The 18,087-nt window shown below is 62.9% G+C and carries 15 protein-coding genes; 4 read left to right on the top strand and 11 right to left on the bottom strand.

What is annotated here, in order from left to right:
• Window positions 1–14 precede the first annotated feature (14 nt).
• Window positions 15–440, bottom strand: a complete 426-nt coding sequence (locus NF78_RS02195; protein ID WP_035984629.1) for an ExbD/TolR family protein — start codon at window positions 438–440, stop codon at window positions 15–17.
• Window positions 441–861: 421 nt separating this feature from the next.
• On the opposite strand from NF78_RS02195, the gene NF78_RS02190 reads away from it, so the two are divergent.
• On the top strand, window positions 862–2,274 hold the full coding sequence (locus NF78_RS02190) for a thiol-activated cytolysin family protein (protein ID WP_035984628.1): 1,413 nt from the start codon (window positions 862–864) through the stop codon (window positions 2,272–2,274).
• A 170-nt stretch (window positions 2,275–2,444) separates the two neighbouring features.
• Here the strand turns inward: NF78_RS02190 and NF78_RS02185 are convergent, their stop codons facing one another.
• Window positions 2,445–2,855 (bottom strand): tetratricopeptide repeat protein, encoded by a 411-nt coding sequence (locus tag NF78_RS02185; RefSeq protein ID WP_035984627.1) that lies wholly within the window; start codon window positions 2,853–2,855, stop codon window positions 2,445–2,447.
• A 139-nt stretch (window positions 2,856–2,994) separates the two neighbouring features.
• Window positions 2,995–5,514 (bottom strand): endonuclease MutS2, encoded by a 2,520-nt coding sequence (locus NF78_RS02180; RefSeq protein WP_035984625.1) that lies wholly within the window; start codon window positions 5,512–5,514, stop codon window positions 2,995–2,997.
• Window positions 5,515–5,898: 384 nt separating this feature from the next.
• Between NF78_RS02180 and NF78_RS02175 the strand changes: the two genes are divergently transcribed.
• Window positions 5,899–7,833 (top strand): diguanylate cyclase, encoded by a 1,935-nt coding sequence (locus tag NF78_RS02175; RefSeq protein ID WP_052049635.1) that lies wholly within the window; start codon window positions 5,899–5,901, stop codon window positions 7,831–7,833.
• Here the strand turns inward: NF78_RS02175 and NF78_RS30715 are convergent.
• Window positions 7,830–11,021: an EAL domain-containing protein gene (locus NF78_RS30715; protein WP_052049633.1), complete on the bottom strand. Its 3,192-nt coding sequence runs from the start codon at window positions 11,019–11,021 to the stop codon at window positions 7,830–7,832. The genes NF78_RS02175 and NF78_RS30715 overlap by 4 nt on opposite strands.
• Window positions 11,022–11,241: 220 nt before the next feature.
• Here NF78_RS30715 and arsS point away from each other — a divergent pair, with 220 nt between their 5' ends.
• Entirely contained in the window at window positions 11,242–12,246 is a 1,005-nt protein-coding gene (gene arsS / locus NF78_RS02165) for an arsenosugar biosynthesis radical SAM (seleno)protein ArsS (protein ID WP_035984624.1), read from the top strand.
• Window positions 12,247–12,262: 16 nt separating this feature from the next.
• Here arsS and NF78_RS27925 read toward each other — a convergent pair whose 3' ends face one another.
• The 7 genes from NF78_RS27925 to NF78_RS02135 form a co-directional block, all read right to left on the bottom strand.
• On the bottom strand, window positions 12,263–12,904 hold the full coding sequence (locus NF78_RS27925) for a helix-turn-helix domain-containing protein (RefSeq protein WP_052049631.1): 642 nt from the start codon (window positions 12,902–12,904) through the stop codon (window positions 12,263–12,265).
• 124 nt (window positions 12,905–13,028) lie between these two features.
• Complete coding sequence (locus NF78_RS02155) at window positions 13,029–13,862, bottom strand: urease accessory protein UreD (protein WP_225885208.1); 834 nt, start codon at window positions 13,860–13,862, stop codon at window positions 13,029–13,031.
• A gap of 32 nt (window positions 13,863–13,894) precedes the next feature.
• Window positions 13,895–14,503 carry a DUF3318 domain-containing protein gene (locus tag NF78_RS02150; RefSeq protein ID WP_035984621.1) on the bottom strand — a complete coding sequence of 203 codons (609 nt, stop codon included), beginning with the start codon at window positions 14,501–14,503 and terminating at the stop codon, window positions 13,895–13,897.
• A gap of 111 nt (window positions 14,504–14,614) precedes the next feature.
• Window positions 14,615–14,761: a chlorophyll a/b-binding protein gene (locus tag NF78_RS02145; protein WP_318655444.1), complete on the bottom strand. Its 147-nt coding sequence runs from the start codon at window positions 14,759–14,761 to the stop codon at window positions 14,615–14,617.
• A 107-nt stretch (window positions 14,762–14,868) separates the two neighbouring features.
• A complete protein-coding gene (locus NF78_RS30710) occupies window positions 14,869–15,039 on the bottom strand; it encodes a hypothetical protein (RefSeq protein WP_156119606.1) in 171 nt (56 codons plus the stop codon).
• 279 nt (window positions 15,040–15,318) lie between these two features.
• Window positions 15,319–16,050, bottom strand: a complete 732-nt coding sequence (locus NF78_RS02140) for a sensor histidine kinase (RefSeq protein ID WP_197064744.1) — start codon at window positions 16,048–16,050, stop codon at window positions 15,319–15,321.
• A 138-nt stretch (window positions 16,051–16,188) separates the two neighbouring features.
• Window positions 16,189–16,839, bottom strand: coding sequence for an L-threonylcarbamoyladenylate synthase (locus NF78_RS02135; RefSeq protein ID WP_035984616.1), 651 nt, complete (start codon window positions 16,837–16,839; stop codon window positions 16,189–16,191).
• A gap of 318 nt (window positions 16,840–17,157) precedes the next feature.
• On the opposite strand from NF78_RS02135, the gene NF78_RS02130 reads away from it, so the two are divergent.
• Window positions 17,158–17,898 carry an SIMPL domain-containing protein gene (locus tag NF78_RS02130; protein ID WP_035984613.1) on the top strand — a complete coding sequence of 247 codons (741 nt, stop codon included), beginning with the start codon at window positions 17,158–17,160 and terminating at the stop codon, window positions 17,896–17,898.
• Window positions 17,899–18,087: the final 189 nt, after the last annotated feature.

Raw genomic sequence — 18,087 nt, 5'->3', positions numbered from 1 at the left:
GCGGCGATGCACCACTACTCCACCGCTAGCGAGACCCGGTTGCCGCCGATCGCCCGCAGGTCGGTGAGCAGGCCCGACACCTGGCTGTAGGTCAGCTCGCGATCGGCCTTGAGCACCAGCCTGCCGTTGGGATTTTGGGCAAAGTAGGTGCGCACCCGCTGGCTGAGCTGGTTGAGGGTAATAGTCTCGCTGTCGAGCAGCATATTGCCATCGCGATCCAACCCCACCACCAGAGCATCCACCTGCATCACCTGGGGTTCCTCGGTGGCCCCGTCATCGGTTACCGACTGGGGCAGGCGCACGTTCAGCAGCTGCTGCCCGGTCAGGCTCATGGAGATGATGATAAAGAAGGTCAGCACCGTCATCAGCACGTCCATCATGGGGACGAGGTTGACCTCGGGCACCTGAGCATTGACCTGACGGCGGCGGCGAGAACGCATAGCACTGACTGGAGAACGGGTAGAACAGCGTACTGAAGCAGCCCAAAGGGTGACAAAAGAGCTCGTCTGACTTCTGACAATGACACCAGTATAGGGGCAAGCTGGGATGAAATGGAGGCGCGATCGCCTTCATCGCTCTCAATGCCTGCCATGGCCAATAGCAGACATTGGGTGAGAGGGCCGCTGGTTCAGTTTAAAGGTGGGCGCACGGAAATTGGGGTAGTGGACGATTGGGGAAGTGCCGTTGATTTGGGTCACACAGAAGCTTCCGTAGGATCACGGAGTGGGGCGGGGAATGGCGGATAGGGGGGCTGTTGTTCTCTACAGCAAGCCACTGTGGTGGTTTGCTACTAGAGCCCCCAGCACGAGCCATCGTGCGTCTACGGCGCTCCTACCATTCAACCCCCATTAGGAGATTCCAATGCAAACCTTAACCACTCCAGCTGTTATCAACGAGTTCGTGCAAAGCCTGAACTACGATCCTCGCCGATTGCTCAGCCTGCCCGCCAACGGCAGCACCGAAGCCCTGCCGGCCCCCAAGGCCACCAACCCCAACGCCATTATCATCTGTACTAAACGGGAGAGGTCACTTACGGGCGACCTGCAGGATATCGCCATTGTCAACCCCACCTCTGGGGTTGTCTTTCCTGGAGCGCTGGTGCTGGCCAACCAAAATCTGGCTGAGGGCCGCCCCGCCCCCGTTGCGGTAGCTCGCAACCCTGTCACCCTGCGCGTTGACCTACCGGGCTTGGGCAGCCACGGTACCAAAGTTGTACAAAACCCCACCAACTCCAGCGTGGCCACCGCCATCGATGAGGTGCTTAAGGTTTGGAACGAACAATCGCGGGCCGAGGGCTACGTGAATGTTTCGAAGTCAAACCTGTCGATTAAAAAGGCTTTCTCCTCGGAGCAGGCAGCGCTAGAGCTGGGCTTTAGCGCCAACTGGGCCAGCAACCAGGTGTCTGCTCAGCTCAAGGCCAGCCACAAGCAAGAGTCTTCGGTCTACGTGGCGCTGTACAAGCAGGTGTTCTACACGGTTACGATGGATCCACCTGCTCAACCAGCGGAGGTGTTTGCTCCTGAGACCAGCCTCAGCCAGCTTCAGCAGCTGATCAGCGTCAGTGCGCCCCCCGCCTACGTGCGCTCCGTAGACTATGGCCGCATGATCTTGGTGCGGATGGAAACCAGCGCCAACGAAACCAGCGTCAATGCAGAGGGCGCATTCTCCTACGCTATGAGCGGTGGCGGTACCGCCGCAGGCAATCTCAAGGCCGACTACGAGCGGATTATTCGTAACTCGACCTTTACGGTGGTCACCCTGGGCGGCAACCCAACCGTGGCCGCCCGCATTGCCAACCCCAATGACATCGACCAGCTCAGCTCCATCATTCGAGACGGGGCTGCCTACCGCCAAGACAACCCCGGCACCCCGGTCGCCTATACCGTGGCATTTTTGAAAAACAACGCCCTCGCCACCATGGGCTACACTACCCGCTACTTTGAAACCGAGTGCCGCCAGTTAAACAACGGGTTTGTAAGGGTACGCCACAGCGGCGGCTATGTCGCCAAGTTTGAAATTACCTGGCAGGAAACCGACGCCAACGGCAACTACACCGTAGCCCGCCAGTGGCAGTCGGGTAACCAAACCGCTGGCTTTACCCACCAGCTCAATCTGCCGGGTGATGCCGCCAACGTGCGCATTCAGGCCTGGGCCAAAACTGGCCTCGCCTGGAACCCCTGGGGCCAAATTATGGACCACCAGGAAAATGGCCCCACCAACAAAACCTACCGGGTGCACGGCACCACACTGAACCGCAAGTGGGACGCGGCCTAACCCGTCACGGCTCAACTTGATCTTTGCCAATCGCTGAAAATCACCCCGGCCTGGACGTTTCCAGACCGGGGTGATTTCCTAATTCTGTTTTGAGGCCACAGGGCAAGGGATGTCATCAATTATGGCCATCGCTGCAGGGGCATGGGTCATGGCCTAACGGTTCTCAATGACTATAATGACACGCCCTCCACTGTGGCAACGAGGTGCTTTTTGACCCAAATGTTCGCCCTGGCATGCAGGTAGATGGGGTCGGCCACCAGGGCGATCGCGCGATCGTAGGATGCCACCGCATTGCCGTAGGCACCCATCTCCGCCAGCAGCTTGCCCCGGTTAAACCAGGCCTGGTGGTACTGGGGGTTGAGGGCCACCGCGCGATCGTAGGCAGCCAGGGCCTCCGCCTGGCGGTGGAGGCCACAGAGGGCGTTGGCGCGGTTGTTCCAGGCGGTGCAGTAGGTGTTGTCGAGGGCCAGCGCCTGGTCAAACAGGACCAGCGCCGAGGCAAACTGGCCCTGGCCGCAGAGGGCGCAGCCGTTGGCATCTAGGGCCGCCGCCCTGGGATCGAGGTCGGAAGTGGAATGCATAGAGGGTCTCTGGGGTGCTGAGCGAACAGCTCCCATTGTGGGCTGGTGGCAGCGGGGTCCGCAGGGGGGGTGTCCCTCGCCCCAGGTACGGGTTGCATCCCGGTGCCTAACCTCGCCCCCGGTACCAGATACCGCTTGCCTACAGGTAGGCCACCGTGACCCCGGCACCGCCGTCGGCCTGGGCGGCGGGCTCAAACCGCTGAATCTGGGGATGGCGCTTGAGGTAGTCATGCACCCCGGCTTTCAGCTTGCCGGTGCCGTGGCCGTGGATAATCCACAGGGCGCCGCTGCCTCTGGCAATCGCCTCCTCCAGCACCGATTCGGCCTCGGCCACCCGCATCCCGCGCAGGTCGTGGGTGTTGTGGCTGGTGCGAATGGCTGGGGCCGGGGGGGCGGCCTGGGCGGCGGGCACGGTGTCTACGGGTTTGGCCTTGACCGGCACCTCGGCTTTTTCGCCCCGGAGCGATTCGATGTCGGCCAGGCTAACGGTGGTTTTCATCAGCCCAAAGCGCACGGTAATGCGGTGGTCGTCGTCGGGGGCGGTGAGCACCTCGGCGGTTTGCCCCAGACTGGGAATGCGGACCCGATCGCCCACCGTCGGCCGGTAGCCCGGTTTTGCCGGTGCTGGCGGGGCGGCGGGCAGGTGGGTGCTGGCAATTCTGTCGATCGCCTCGGTGGCACGCTGGGCATCCTGGGCGGTGGCCTCGCCCTGCTGCAGGCGGCGAATGACCCTGGCGATATCGCGCTTGGCCTCGGCGATCGCCGCCTGCACCGCCTGCTGCTGCTGCTGCTTGAGTTCCCGCTCGCGATCGCGCAGCAGATTGGCCTTGTGCTGCACCTCGTTATGGAGCTTTTCGGTCGCCGCCAGCAGGTCCGCCGCCGCCTGCGATCGCGTCTCCTGATCGCGGCGCTGGGCCTCCAGTCCAGCAATCACCTGGTTGACATCCTCCTGGGCACCGGTGCCCATCAGCGCGGTAGCCGCCTCAACCACCGCGCTGTCAAGCCCCAGTCGTCGGGCGATCGCCAGGGCGTTGGACCGCCCCGGAATCCCCCACAGCAGCCGGTAGGTGGGCGACAGGGTGGTTTCGTCGAACTCCACCGAGGCATTTTCAAACCGAACATCCTCGTACTTCAGCGCCTTCAGCTCGCCGTAGTGGGTGGTCGCCATTGTCAGCCTGGCCCGGTCGGCCAGGTGCCGCAGCAGCGCGATCGCCAGGGCCGTGCCCTCGCTGGGGTCGGTGCCCGCGCCAACTTCGTCGAGCAGGATGAGGGCGTTTGGTGGGTGGGTGGGTGGATGGGTGGATGGGAGCGAAGAGGCTTGGGTAGACGGCAAGTCGGAGGTCGTACCCGTGTCGTCGGTCACGGCCTCACCTACCCCACCTGCCTCACCTACCCCACCTTCCTCACCCTCCTCACTCACCTCACCCAGCGCGGCCAGAATCCGCCCAATGCGGCGAATATGGCTCGAAAAAGTAGACAGGCTCTGCTCGATCGACTGCTCGTCGCCGATGTCGGCCAGCACCTGCCCAAACCAGGGCAGCTCCACCGGCTCACGGGCGGGAATGTAGAGGCCGGCGCGGGCCATCAGGGCCGCCAGGCCCAGGGTTTTGAGGGTGACGGTTTTGCCGCCGGTGTTGGGGCCGGTAATGGCCACAACCCGCAGTTCGGGACGAATCAGCAGGTTGATCGGCACCACCTCTGGCCCTTGCTCGTGGCGCTGTTGCCACACCAGCAGGGGATGGCGCAGCTGGCGCAGAGTGGTCTGCTCCTGGGGCTCGGTAAAGCGGGGCGGGTTGCCCTCCAGCCACAGGGAGTAGCGGGCCCGGGCGTGGGCCAGATCCAGCCGGGTGACCGTATCCAGCAGGGCCGTGAGGTCGTCGTAGACGGTGGCTACGGCATCGCTGAGCTGGCGCAACACCACCTCTTCTTCTGTTTTTTCCTGGCGCAGCAGCTGGCGCAGGCGGTTGCCCAGCTCGACCACCGCCTGGGGCTCGATGTAGAGGGTGGCTCCGCTGGCCGAGGCGTCGTGCACAATGCCGGGAACGGCGTCTTTTTGGGGCGCTTTAACCGGCAGCACAAAGCGATCGCCCCGCTGGGTGATCAGGGGCTCCTGCATGGCCCCGGCCTGGCGCTGCAAGATCCGCTGCAGCCGTTGCTGAATGTCCTGACGAGTGGCTTTGAGGCGATCGCGAATGCCCCCCAGCTTGGGGCTGGCCCGGTCGGTCACATCGCCGCGATCGTCGATGCAGTGGTAGATCTGCTGCTCCAGGTCGGGGTGGGTGCTGAGGTCGGCCACCAGCCCCTGGAGCACCGGCAAATCCTCCGGCGGCTGGGCATCGATGGTGCGGCGCAGCTGGCGGGCTCCGTTCAGGGTGGTGGCGATCGCCAGGAGCTCCTCCCCGCCCAACAGGCCCTGGCGGTAGGCTCGCTCCACCGCCGCCCCCACATCGCGAATGCCGCCGAAGTTGAGGCCGTTATTGTTGTCCTCTAGCCAGCAGGCCTCCTGGGTCTGGGCCAGCAGGTCAACGCTGAGCGCCTGGCTCGCGGCGGGTTCCAGGCTCTGAGCCGCCAGCGTTCCTCGCTTGGTCGCCGCAAAGGTAGACAGGTGCTGGCAGAGCCGGGGCCACTCCAGCAGGTTCAGGGTTTCTTGGTAAATCAACAGCGGATCAGACAGAGGAATAGGCTCATTTCGGAGGAGGAGATAGCTCTAGTATAGGGAATTCAGCTGAAGTAACGCTATGCAACCGTTTCGCTCAGGGAGTTATAGCCATCGCCAGAACCGTTAGGCCATGACCCAAACACCAAAAGCGCTGGCTATACGCCATTGTCCTGTCTCCGGTATCGCCACAGCCAGGGAAGGTCCTACTCAGCACAATGGCCCTCGCGATATTAAGCCCTGCTCAATAATTGGCCACCGCCGTCCTTGGACGGGCATTCTAGGGAGTAAGTCTTCGGGGGCATTGCTCTCGATTTAGCCATCAGCCTTGCACTTGCGGCGTTTACTCCTGCCCTGCCGTTCCTATCCCTCAAATACCCGCACCCCTTGGCTCCCCAACCCGTGTCCGAAAACGATCTGGTTAACACCGCCACCCTAACGGCCACCATTGACCCCTCGCCCCTCAGCGTGGATGCCGAGGATGCCCTGCACCGGGTGCTCGAAGCGATGGGGAGGGCCGCCAAAACCTATGCCCTGGTCTATGACCAGGGGGCGCTGGTGGGAGTCTTTTCCTATCACAACGCGGCCCAGGCCTCTGCCCACCAGGCCGGCTTTGGCCAGACCGCCGTCCGGGTTTGGATGATGCCCCTGGCCCGGCTGTGCGCCCCCAGCACGGCCCCGTCTTGGCCCCAGGGCTATGGTCGGCTTCACCCGGAGCAGCCCTTCCTGCCGGTGGTCGATCAGGCCGATCACTGGCTGGGGCTGCTGACCCCCGAAGGCTTTCGCACCCTTCCCCCCGATCCCGAGAGTGCCTCCTCTGCGCAGGAGGCACTCACCGTTTGCCACTATTCCGCTGCCCTGTTCCAGCAGCAGCAGGAGCGGCTGGCCCTGGCTCTTCAAGGGGCTCAAATGGGCACCTGGGACTGGGATTTAGCTCAGGGGACGATTGTGATTTCGGCGGAGCAGGAGCGACTCTTGGGGTTGGACCCAGGGGAATTTGACGGTGCCTACGACACCCTGTTTACCTACCTGCACGAGGACGATCAGGCCGACGTGCACCAGGCCCTGCAACAGTCCATCCAGCTGGGGCAGCGCTACGAGGTTGAGTTTCGAGTGGTGTACCGCGATCGCCAAATTCGCTGGCTTTCCGCCCGTGGTCAGGTATTTGACGACGGTGAACATGCCCCCCGGCTGGCCGGCGTCACCCTCGATATCTCCGGGCAAAAGCGCGCCGAGGCCGAAATTAAGCTACAGTCCCAGCGGGAGCGCCTGGTGGCCGAAATTGCCCAGCGCATTCGCCATCTGCTCGATCTAGACAGTATTTTGGAGCAGACCGTTACCTCGGTGCGGGCTTTCATCGAGGCCGATCGCGTCATAGTGATTCAGTGCCAGGCCGACATGAGCGGTGAGGTGATTCAAGAGTCGTGTTCCGAAGTCTACCCGTCCATGCTGGGCTGGACGTTGCGCGACCCCTGGTCCGTCGGCGAAAGATTCCTGGCCCACTACCGGGCCGGACGGGGGCTGGCGGTAGAAAACATTTACACCCAAAACCTACCGGCTCACCAGATGGAATTTCTGGAATACTTTCATGTCCAGGCCGAAATTGTGGTGCCCCTGCTCCAGGAACAGACGCTGTGGGGGCTGCTGATTGCCCACCAGTGCCGATCGCCTCGGGACTGGTGCACCCCCGATGTCAGACTGCTGCAAAACCTGGCTACCCAGGTGGGCATTGCCATTCAGCAGGCCAAGATGCACCGCGAACTCACCCTGGCCAACCAGCGCCTCAAGCGGATGGCCTACCTCGATGGCCTCACCCAGGTAGCCAATCGCCGTCGCTTTGAGCAGTACCTCGATCGCGAATGGCGGCGCATGAATCGGGAAAATGGGCCTATTTCCCTGATCATGGCTGATATTGACTACTTTAAGGGCTTTAACGACCGTTACGGACACCAGGCGGGGGACAACTGCCTGCGGCTGGTGGCTCGCACCCTGATCCGGGCGGCCAAACGCCCTGGCGACCTGGTGGCCCGCTACGGCGGGGAAGAATTTGCGCTGGTGCTGCCCAACACCGACCTGAAGGGGGCCGAAAGCGTAGCCGAAGACATTCGCCTGCTGGTGCGCGCCCACCGCATTCCCCACGAGGCATCGGTGGTGGCGAAGATTGTCACCCTCAGTTTGGGAGTGGCCAGCGCCCTGCCGGCCAGCGGCGGTAGCCACGCCAGTCTAATCAAGCAGGCCGACGATGCCCTCTATGTGGCCAAGAATCAGGGGCGCGATCAGGTTCGAGTTGCCTCGGCCCCGCCCCTGCTAAGCAACCCCTAGGGAGTCTCTGCGGCCTGTCGGGTGAGGCTGGCGGTAACCTGGGGGACGGTGAGGGCCGGGGCAAACAGATGGCCCTGGCCCAGGCGGTAGCCCAGGTGGCGCAGGTGGTCGAGTTGGTGGGGGGTTTCAATCCCTTCGGCAATGGTTTCCAGACCCAGCTGGGTGCCCAGGGCGATGATGGAGGCCACAATCGATCCGTTGGTTGGCCCCATCTGCAACTGGGCGACGAAGGACTGGTCCACTTTGAGGTAGTCGAGGGGCAGCTGGTGCAGGTAGCTCAGGGAGGAGTAGCCGGTGCCAAAGTCATCGACACTAATCTGCACGCCCCGGGCTTTGATCTGGCTGAGGAGGCCAATGGTGGCGGCGACATCGTCGATCAGCATGCTCTCGGTAATTTCGAGGCTGAGGCAGGGGCCGGGCAGACCGGCGGTGGTCAGGGCCTGGTCAATTTCGGTCAGCAAATCGGCCCGTCGCAGGTCCTGGGCGGACAGGTTGACGCTAATGCTCAGTGGCCCCAGGGTGGGAAACTGCTGCTGCCAGGTGGCCAACTGCTGGCAGGCGGTGGTCAGAGCCCAGTAGTCGAGGCGGCTGATCAGGCCGAGTTCTTCGGCCAGGGGGATAAATTTTCCCGGCGGCACCAGGCCGTGGATGGGATGCTGCCAGCGGGTCAGGGCCTCAAACCCAACGATAGCGCTGGTCGCCAGGTCTACGATGGGTTGGTAGTGCAGCATCAGTCCTGGGTCGCTCTGGCCCGGCTGGCTCTGGCTGCTTGCGATCGCGCGGCGGAGGTCGTTTTCCAGCTGCAAGCGAGCTACGGCCTGGATGTGCATCTGGGCATTAAAAATCTCGTAACGGGCTTTGCCCTTGCCCTTGGCTCGGTACATGGCGATGTCGGCATCGCGCAGCAGGTGCTCGGCCTGGTCGTAGCCCCGGTGCCCCACCACAATGCCAATGCTAGCGGTGGTATAAACCTCCCGTCCAGCGACGGTAAAGGGAGCCGCCAGGGCCGCGAAAATTCGCTCCGCCGCCGCTACAGCCACCTCGACTCCCTCGAGGGCATCCACCAGCACCACAAACTCATCGCCCCCCAGCCGGGCGGCCAGATCGACCTCCCGTAGGGTAGATTCGAGCTTGGCCGCGATCGCCACCAGCATTTGATCCCCGGCCAGGTGCCCCAGGCTGTCGTTGATCACCTTGAAGCGATCGAGATCGAGAAACAGCAGGCCAAACTGATAGTTCGGATCGCGGTGGCTCTGCTCCAGGGCCTGGCTGAGGCGATCGATCAGCTGGTGACGGTTGGGTAGCCCGGTCAGGCTGTCGTGCAGCGCGTCGTGCTGCAGTTGCAGCTGCACCCGCACCCGCTCGGTGACATCGCGGGAGGTGGTCTGGATCTGTACTACCTGGCCAGTGTCGTCAATAATGGGTCGAATCAGGGTTTCAAACCACAGGTAATTGCCACCGCAGTGGCGCACCCGATAGGTGACGGGGCTGGCCTTTTCCCTGGCTGTGGCCATCTGCACTTCGGCCCGGAGGCGATCGCGATCGTCGGGGTGCACAAACCGCTCCATGGTCTGGCCCTTCATCGCGTCATAGCGGTAGCCCAGCAGCGGCATGCAGGAGGGGCTGACGTAGAGGTACTCCCCGGTCACGCTCAGCAGGCAGACCAGGTCATTGGTGTTTTCGGCCAGCAGGCGGTAGCGGGCCTCGCTCTCCCGCAGGGCCGCCTCGGCCTGTTTTTGGTGGCTGATATCAATAATCAACCCATCCCAAACCACGGCCCCATTGGTCTGGGCGGTGGGTCGAGCAATGCCCTGGAGCCATTTGAGCTGACCTGAGGCCAGCACCACCCGATGCTCCGACCGCAAGGTAGCCAGGTGGCGGCGGGAGAATTCCAGGGCCTGCCGGAGGGGCTCAATATCCTCGGGATGAACCATGGCCCAAACCAGACCGGAGTCGGCCAGGGCAGCGCTGGGTTCAACCCCGTATACCTCACGACAGCCGGAGCTAAGGTAGGTGAACTGATCGCTGCCGTCGGGGCACAGTTGGTAGCCGAAGAGCACCCCGGGCAAATTGTCCGCCAGACTCTGAAATCGGCTCTCGCTGGCCTCAAGCGCCAGCTGAGCCTGTTTGCGCTCGGTCACATCGAGAATGAGCGTATCCCAAATAATGTCACCACTGGCTTCGCGGATAGGCTGGCCATAGGCTTCCAACCACTTTTCCAGCCCCGAGGGCGTCCTGATTCGCCAGGCCCAGTTCCAGGGAGTCAGGTTTTGGGCAGAGGTTTGCACCGATGTCTGCATGCCCGGTAAATCCTCGGGGTGCACCATCTGCCACAGTAGCCCCGCATTTTTGACTACTGCCTCGGCCTCAACTTCCCACAGGCGGAAGCAGCCGGGACTCATGTACAGGACTCCATCGGTCCCATCCCGACAGAGGCGATAGCGAAAAATGGCCCCCGGCAAATTGGCCGCTACCGCCTGTAGACGAGCCTGGCTCTCCTCCAGGGCCGCTTCAATGCGGCGGCGTTCCTCTAGCTCCAGCTGCACCTGGCGGTAGAGGTGGGCCTGCTGAATCGCCACCTCTAGCTGGTGGGCGACGGCCTGGGCCAGTTCGATTTGATCGCTGGCCCAGCAAAAGGGGCGTTGGTTCGCCACGATGGAAAAGCTGCCCCACAGCTGGCCGTCCACCACCATCGGCGTCAGCAGCCAGGCCCCAGGTATCGTCTCGGCCACGGTGCGGTTGATGGTGTCCTCCAGCTGTTGGGTATCGTCCAGCTGCACCGTTTCAAACCGCTGCAGCTGGGCCGAAAAGGGGTTGCCCGCATCGGGAATTTCGTAGCCAAGGGTGGAGGGCAGACTGGGATCGTGGCGAAACTCGGCTACGGTGCGCCACCGCCCGGCTTTGGCCAGGTACTGAGACACATAGCAGTCGAAGGGAGCCATCAGGCGGGCGGCCTCGGCGGTGGCGGTGGCAAAGATGGTGTCGAGATCTAGCGAGTTGCGAATGGCCTGCACCACCCGGTTGAGGGCCTTTTCGCGATCGATCTGGGCCTGGAGAGCCAGAATGTTCTGGCTGGCCTGGGGGTCTTGGCCGAGCAGACCCTCTACCCACCGCTGAACGCTGGCCGGAGTTTTCCCCCATTCGGCGGGGGAAATATCCTCAGGTAGTCCAGCGGGCAAGAACTCCATAACCTTAGGAAAAACATCACTTTCAAGTTTACCCATCCGTTCTGGTTCGGCTGAATCGGCCGCAGTGGAGCCGCGTTATTCTCAGGCAGGTTTCAGATCTATAGGTTCTAATACAGAAAGCTGCCCCCGAGGGCCGCCAGGTGGAACCAGGGGCGATCGCGTTTCTCCCCAAACCGAGCGGTCAATCGGCTTAGCCGTGCTGTTTACTCCTCCAGAATTCATGGTTCAGTCCCATCCCTCGCCCGTCGCCCCCGTTACCCCCTTTGCCCAACGGCTCGGCCAGCCCCTGACCAAACAGCCAATCAGCGTGCTGCAGATCAACCTGGGCCGCCGCTGCAACCTGGCCTGCACCCACTGCCACGTGGAGGCTGGCCCCCACCGCACAGAAGAACTTTCCCCGGCGGTGGCCGAGCAGCTGATTGACCTCCTGCACCGGTTTGAGCAAATTACCACCGTTGACTTGACCGGCGGCGCGCCGGAGATGAACTATGGCTTTCGTCCTCTGGTGGAAGCGGCGCGGGGGCTGGGTAAAACGGTGATGGTGCGATCTAACCTAACAATTTTCTTTGTGCCGGGCTATGAGGATTTGCCCGAGTACCTGGCCCGCCATCGGGTGCAGGTGGTGGCCTCGCTCCCCTGCTACCTGGAGGACAATGTCGACAAGCAGCGGGGGGCAGGGGTCTACACCGACTCGATTCGAGCGCTGCAGCGGCTCAACCAGCTGGGCTATGGCCACGACCCGGCCCTGGGGCTGGACCTGGTCTACAATCCGCCGGTGCCCCGCAGCGACCAGTTTTCGCTCACCCCTAACCAGGCCGGGCTCCAGGCGGACTACGAGGACTACCTGCGATCGCAGTTTGGCATTGCCTTTAACCACCTCTATACGATCACAAATTTGCCCATTGGCCGGGTGAAGCAGTACCTGCACCGCAAGGACCTCTACTGGCCCTACCTGCGCTTTTTGGCCGACCACCACAACCCCGCCACCGTCCCCAACCTGATGTGCCGCAACCAGCTCTCGGTGGACTACGAAGGCGTGCTCTACGACTGCGACTTCAACCAGATGGAGGCGCTGCCCTGCCCCACGTCCAATGGCCAGCCGCTCACCGTGGCGGACCTGCTGGCGGCCAACTCTCTGGACTTGGTCGAGACAGTGCAGACCCGCCCTTTTTGCTACGGCTGTACTGCCGGGGCCGGGTCGAGCTGTGGGGGGGCTTTGACCTGAGCGCCGAGTCTGGTGCCTACACCGTCGGAAAATCCGCCGCCAGGGCCGCCCCCTCTAGCCCCAGGGCGGAGGCGTACTTTTGAATGAAGGCTCGAATGTAAAACGGCTCTGGCAGCTGTTTCAAATTGCCCGACTCGATCGCCCGCAGGGTGTAGGGCTGAATGAAGGTCTGCTGGTAGACATCGTCCAGGGAGAGGGCTTTCTCCTGGCGAATCTGCTGCAGGTAGGCTCCCACCTGGCGCAGGCTGGCCTGCTGTACCGCGGCAAAGTCGGCTTTGGCCTGGAGCTTTTGGGCCAGGCTGTCGTGGAGGTAGGGGCGCTGGTTAGAAAAGCGGGCCGAGGGAGCGGCGGCGGCTAGCTGGGGTCGAGGGGCGATCGCGTCGGGCTGCGGCTGGGCGGTTACCCGCTGGGGAGCGGTCGGGGCGATTCTCGATGTCGATGCTTCCAGGGTCGGTCCCTCTGGCTCGCTGGCCTGCAGGCGCTGGTCGAGGCGATAGCGATTTAGCAGACCCAGGGCGACCAAAGTCGTGACCGGCAGCGTCGCCATCGCCACCTGCTGGGCTGCTATGGACGCGGCTGCCGTCGCGCCCGCCCCCACAATCAGCGCGTACTCGGAGGCGGGCGGTAGCTTCGAGCTAGAAAATTGAGGCGTCTTCATAGCGTCTTCAAGGAGTTTCTATGCCTTACCCTTTCGTTGAGGTCAGTCCTTCGTCCGGAAGGAGCCGCTCAAGTTTCCGCTCAGGGTTGGCGGCTGTCCGCGCTAGCGCGCTCCCTGGCGCTGCCTAGCGGGGCCACACCCGGGAAACGGCCCCAGGCCGCCCCAGGTAGTGGGGGCGCAGGTACTGCCAGACGGCCACAAACCAGCGCCGCGCCGCCTGGCTGGAGGGGCCTCGGTAGCGACAGAGCAGGCCCGCTTGCAGACGGGTAACACCCCCAGCGCCCGCTTGCTCCTGGGGCCAGAGCTGACGGATATGGTCTATTTGGGCTGGGGTGGGGCTGTACCCGAGCAGGGCAAAACTGCCCACCACCGGATGGCCCGCCAGACCGTTGGGGCTGTGCAGGGGGGCGCTGCCGCCGACCAGCTGCTGGCGATCGCACCACAGCAGCTGCTCTCGCTGCCAGACCGCCAGCTGCGATCGCCACTGGCCCTGCTCAAAGGTTTCCTCCCGGGCGCTGCGGCCAAAGCGGGTGATCTCCCAGCCGCTCCAGATCGCTCCCGGCTCCAGCTCAACCCGCAGCTGCTGCCGGTAGTGGGCACTGTTGAACACGATGGTTTCCTGGGGCATCCACTCCAGGCAGCTGCCGGTGGCCAGGGCAATATCGACCCGCTGCTCGGTGGGGGCCTCGGCACTGCTGCCGTAGACCTTGCTGGCCGCCGCCGTCGTCACCAGCACCTGGGCCTGGGGGGCCACCCTTAGCTGCACCTCCAGGCTGTCCCCCCCCACCAGACCGCCAGCGGTGTGTACCAGCACGCTGTGGCACAGCTCTTTGCCTTCGGGGTATAGGGGGCGCTGCACCCGCAGGGGGGCGCGGGTATAGGTCTGGGTCGGCACGCAGCGGCCCGCCTCCAGGGCGTAGCTCAGGCGCGCCTCCCCAACCCAGCTCGCTCGGTCCAATGTCAATGGGGACGGTAGCGATACCATAGGGTCTAGCGCAGGTAGCTCTCGGGCACTGGAAACTCTGAGCGCCCGGTCTGCACCCGCAGGTTCTGGCAGCGAATCAGTTCGTTGACGGTGAGCACCCGCCGTCCCTCCAGCGGCGGCACCGCCTCAATAGCGCGAATCAGGGCGGCGGCGGCTTCGGCCTGGTCGTAGCCGCGCCGCTGGGCCACCTGCACCGCCTTGTCGTCGGCGGCTACCTCGATCTGGGGGCCGGTGACGCCGCGCCAGATCTGCCAGCTGGCCAGGGCCGTAACCCCCACGGCAGCGACCACCCCCACCGCATCGCCCTGGAACAGCTCAAAGGCACCGCCAGCCAGCCCAGCCCCAGCCAGGGCCTGGTACCAGTTGGGTTTGAGCAGGTTGGCCAGGGTGACCCAGCAGACGGTGCGCAAAAACAGCAGATCGCGATCGCTGACCGCCAGCTGATGCCACAGGTCGAGGTTGATGGAGACGGTGTGGGCCTGGTGCCAGGGGCGCGGAAACTCAGCCTTGATCACGCTCGGCTGGCGATCGTTAAGCATCAGCTTGGTTTTCATGCGGGCCGTGGCGGGCATTAGCTCCCGCAGCCGGCCGATTTCTGCATTGGGGTTAACCACGGCCCTACTCTTTCAAAAGACCAGTTCAAAAGACCACCCTCAAGCCTAGCACTTCTAACCGCTGAAATGGCGCGGCGGCGGGGGCGAAGCCGATCGCTCCAGCGGCACTGCTCAGCGCAGCCCCAGCCAGCTAAAAAACGTCTGGCCAGTGACCAACTCCAGCAGTAGCAGCGCCACGAAGCCCACCATGGCAAACCGACCGTTGATGCGTTCGGCATAGCGAGTCCAGCCAAAGGCCGGGGTGGGTTCGGCTGCCACGGTCGTGGCGTTTGGGTCTGGTTGCGCTGACGAGTTAGGTTCTGAGGTCATGGACAAGAGAGGAATCTGTAAACAATCTATGAAAATCTTACTGCAATCATCTCCGTTTACGGCTTTTTATCTATACAATCCTTCCGGATTTTAACGCCTGCTTCAAGGTAGTCTTTGAGAGCTTCAGCAAGTTTTTCCTCAACCGTTTTCTTTTTGGGTTTCTGGGGAAATAGAGTCTCATTGGTCCACACAAGAAAGACCAGGACAAGAACAAAAGCAAATTCCATAGAGACTGCTGTGACTTAGTTTCAGGGATCCAATCTGGCCGGCTATCACTCAATATCTGCAGAATGTTGAGATATCGAGTGCTACAGGGAAGTAGCCGTCAATTCCAGAAATGAGTTGCCCAAACTATATCGAAAGATTCAAAAATGGAACGATTATTTTTTCGGCTTGTTACCGCCCGGAACAAAATGTTTCTGCAGGGCCGAAGCTCAGCCGGTTTCTTGCCTCAGTTTGTCAGCGGAGGACACTGCGACAGAGTGGGCGGTGGCTAAGTAGAGGGCCTAAGCGGTAGGGCGGGGCAGGCGCAGGCGCAGGTGGCCGGCTGGGTCTGCGCTGGGGTTCAGGGACTCCAGGGTAGCCCCCAGGTGGGGAACCAGGCGACTTGCCAATTGGTAGCGAAACTCTGGTGAGAGGGCCGCCACCGCTGGAGCCGGAGCCTCGCCGGGATTGCTCCCCAGATGCAGGACGACCTCTTCGAGATTGGGATCGTCGGCTACGGTAAGGCTAATTTGGGGGCAACCCTGGGCCAGGGCGGCTTCGATCAGCATGACCAGCAACTGCTCTAGCCAGGTGGTATCGGTTTGCACGACCAGACTGGGCTCAACGGGGCCAAGGCTAAAGCGGCAGTGGCGGTTGATGCACTGCATTTCGATCAGTCGCTGCACCCGAACCAGCAGGGGCTCGAGCGGGGTGGCCTGGAGCCGGGGTTGCAGCAGCCCGATGTCGAGCTTCGAGAGGGTAATCAGCAGGTCCAGGTTTTTGAGCACCGTCTGCATGGCCTCGTTGGCCTGGGCGATAAACTCGCGCTCTTCAGTCGGGCTTTCGCACAGGTCCTCCAGAATTAGCTGGTGCAGGCTGATGATCTGGTTGATGGGCGAGCGGAGCTCGTGGGAGGCGGTGCCCAAAAAGGCCGCCTGGTGCTGGGCCCGGTGTAGCAGGCGATCGTAGGCCAGCTGGAGGGTCGCCAGATCGGTAAAGTCTTTGCCCTGGGGGTAGTCCATCGCGTCAGCCATAGCGGTAGCCAATGAGGGGAAACGGAACGGGGAGCGCCGGGACATTGACCGATCGCCCTGATGGACACAGGCAAAGCCCTTCGCCCATCCTACAGTGAGGCCTTGGCGGAAACGGTTTTCTGCAGATGGCCTAAACCCTCAGGCCCCAGGCTGAGAGGCGAGGGGCGAAAGGTCAATCGCGCCCTTCCGCAGCACCTCCCAGTCCTCCCCCTGCCAGCGCACCACAGTTGAGGGCAATCCCGACCCCTGGGGCCGATCCTGGGGGGGAACGACACCCCCGATCGCCCCGTAGATCTCGGCCTGGGCCGCCGGGGAGAGGGTAAACACCTGGGGAAAACTGGCGGCAATCGCGGCCATGGTGGTGAGCGGAGGCTGGCCGGAGCGGTTGACGCTGGTGGTGGCCAGGGGCCTGGTGTGGGCCAGCAGGTGCCGGGCCAGGGCGTGGTCGGGCACGCGCAGGCCCAGGGTGCCGGTGTTTTGCGGGTTCATGGCGGGGGGCAGGCGATCGCTGGCGGGCAGCACCAGGGTGAGGGCACCGGGCCAGTAGCGGGCGGCGATCGCGCTCCATTGGGCCAGCTCAGCCTCGCTCCCGGCGATGTAGGGCCGCAGATCCTCCAGGCTGGCCCCCATCAAAATCAGGGGTTTGTCGGGGCTGCGCTGCTTGGCGGTGTAGATGCGATCGCTGGCGTCGGGGTGCGCCGCCAGGGCCGGCACCGTGTCGGTGGGGAAGCTGATCAGCTCTCCGGCCTGTACCGCCGCGATCATTTCTGGGAGAGACACGTGGGGCATAGCTAACCTGGGCAGAACCTCTGTATCGAATTCGGTAACCGTGGCAGGCCGGGGCGAGCGGCGTGGCACAGTGAAGGGACTAGCTAGGAATGGACTAGTACTTGACCAACCTGATTGTGACAGGCTCTAACGGTCTAACGGTGCAGGGTACAAGGTGTACGGTTTAAGGACTGGCGTGAACCGTATACCTTGCACCGTGAACCGTATACCTCCTCCCTTACCTATCATCTTTGGCTTGGCCGTCTACTAGCTAACTAAGCCGCAAGAGCGACTTTACCTGACAAACCTAATCCACTATATCCAACCGAGTGTGAGGCTATGCCATTGAAACGCTATTCTCCCAAACGCTTCGCGGCTGTAGCCGTGATGTCTGCTGCCCTGGCATCGGGGCTGAGCTTTGCCCCAGTATTTACCCCGATGGCTGTAGCCCAGGAGGCCGCAATGAGAACGCTGACCGTGACCGGACAGGGCGAAGAGTCGGTGCCCACGACCCTAACTCGGGTGGAGCTGGGGGTCGATGTGCAGGGCACCGACGCGGCGGCGGTGCAGCGGGAGGTGGCCCAGCGCACGGCGGCGGTAGTGGAACTGCTGCGATCGCGCCAGGTGGACAAGCTGGAGACCACAGGCATTCAGCTCAGCCCCCGCTACAGCTACGAAAACAACCGCCAGGAGATGATTGGCTACACCGGCAGCAATACCGTCAGCTTCCGTATGCCTACCGAGAGCGTCGGCTCGCTGCTCGACGACGCGGTCAATGCCGGGGCCAACCAGATTCGCGGCGTCAGCTTTGTGGCCGAAGACAGCGCCCTGGAAGCCGCCCGCCAGCAGGCTCTGCGCGAAGCTGTGGCCGCGGCCCAGTCCCAGGCGAGCACTGTGCTGAGTAGCCTCAATCTGCGATCGCAGGAGATCGTCAGCATCCAGATTGACGGGGCTGCGCCCCCCATGCCCGTGCCCATGCCCCGCCGGGCCGAGTATGCTCTCCAGTCCGACGCCTCAACGCCGGTGATTGGCGGCGAGCAAACCGTTCAGGCCCGAGTGACCCTGCAAATTCGCTACTAGGGGGCTGTCGTCAATTCGCGGCTAAACGCTCGAAAATCAAGGGTTACAGCCCCTAGCCTATCGTTTGGATCGGGCGTGGCAAAGCTTGTTAGGCTGGGCTTTTGGCCACAATGAATGCCACGCCCCAGGAGTCTGTTAGGCGACGGGCTGAACCAATGGCTCTATCCTGGAGGGCAGTTCTCTGTAGTT

It is taken from the genome of Leptolyngbya sp. KIOST-1 (genome assembly GCF_000763385.1).
In the GTDB taxonomy this organism is placed as follows: domain Bacteria; phylum Cyanobacteriota; class Cyanobacteriia; order Phormidesmidales; family Phormidesmidaceae; genus Nodosilinea.
The sequence above is the reverse complement of the archived record's forward strand: the minus strand, read 5'-3'. Positions and strand labels throughout refer to the sequence as shown.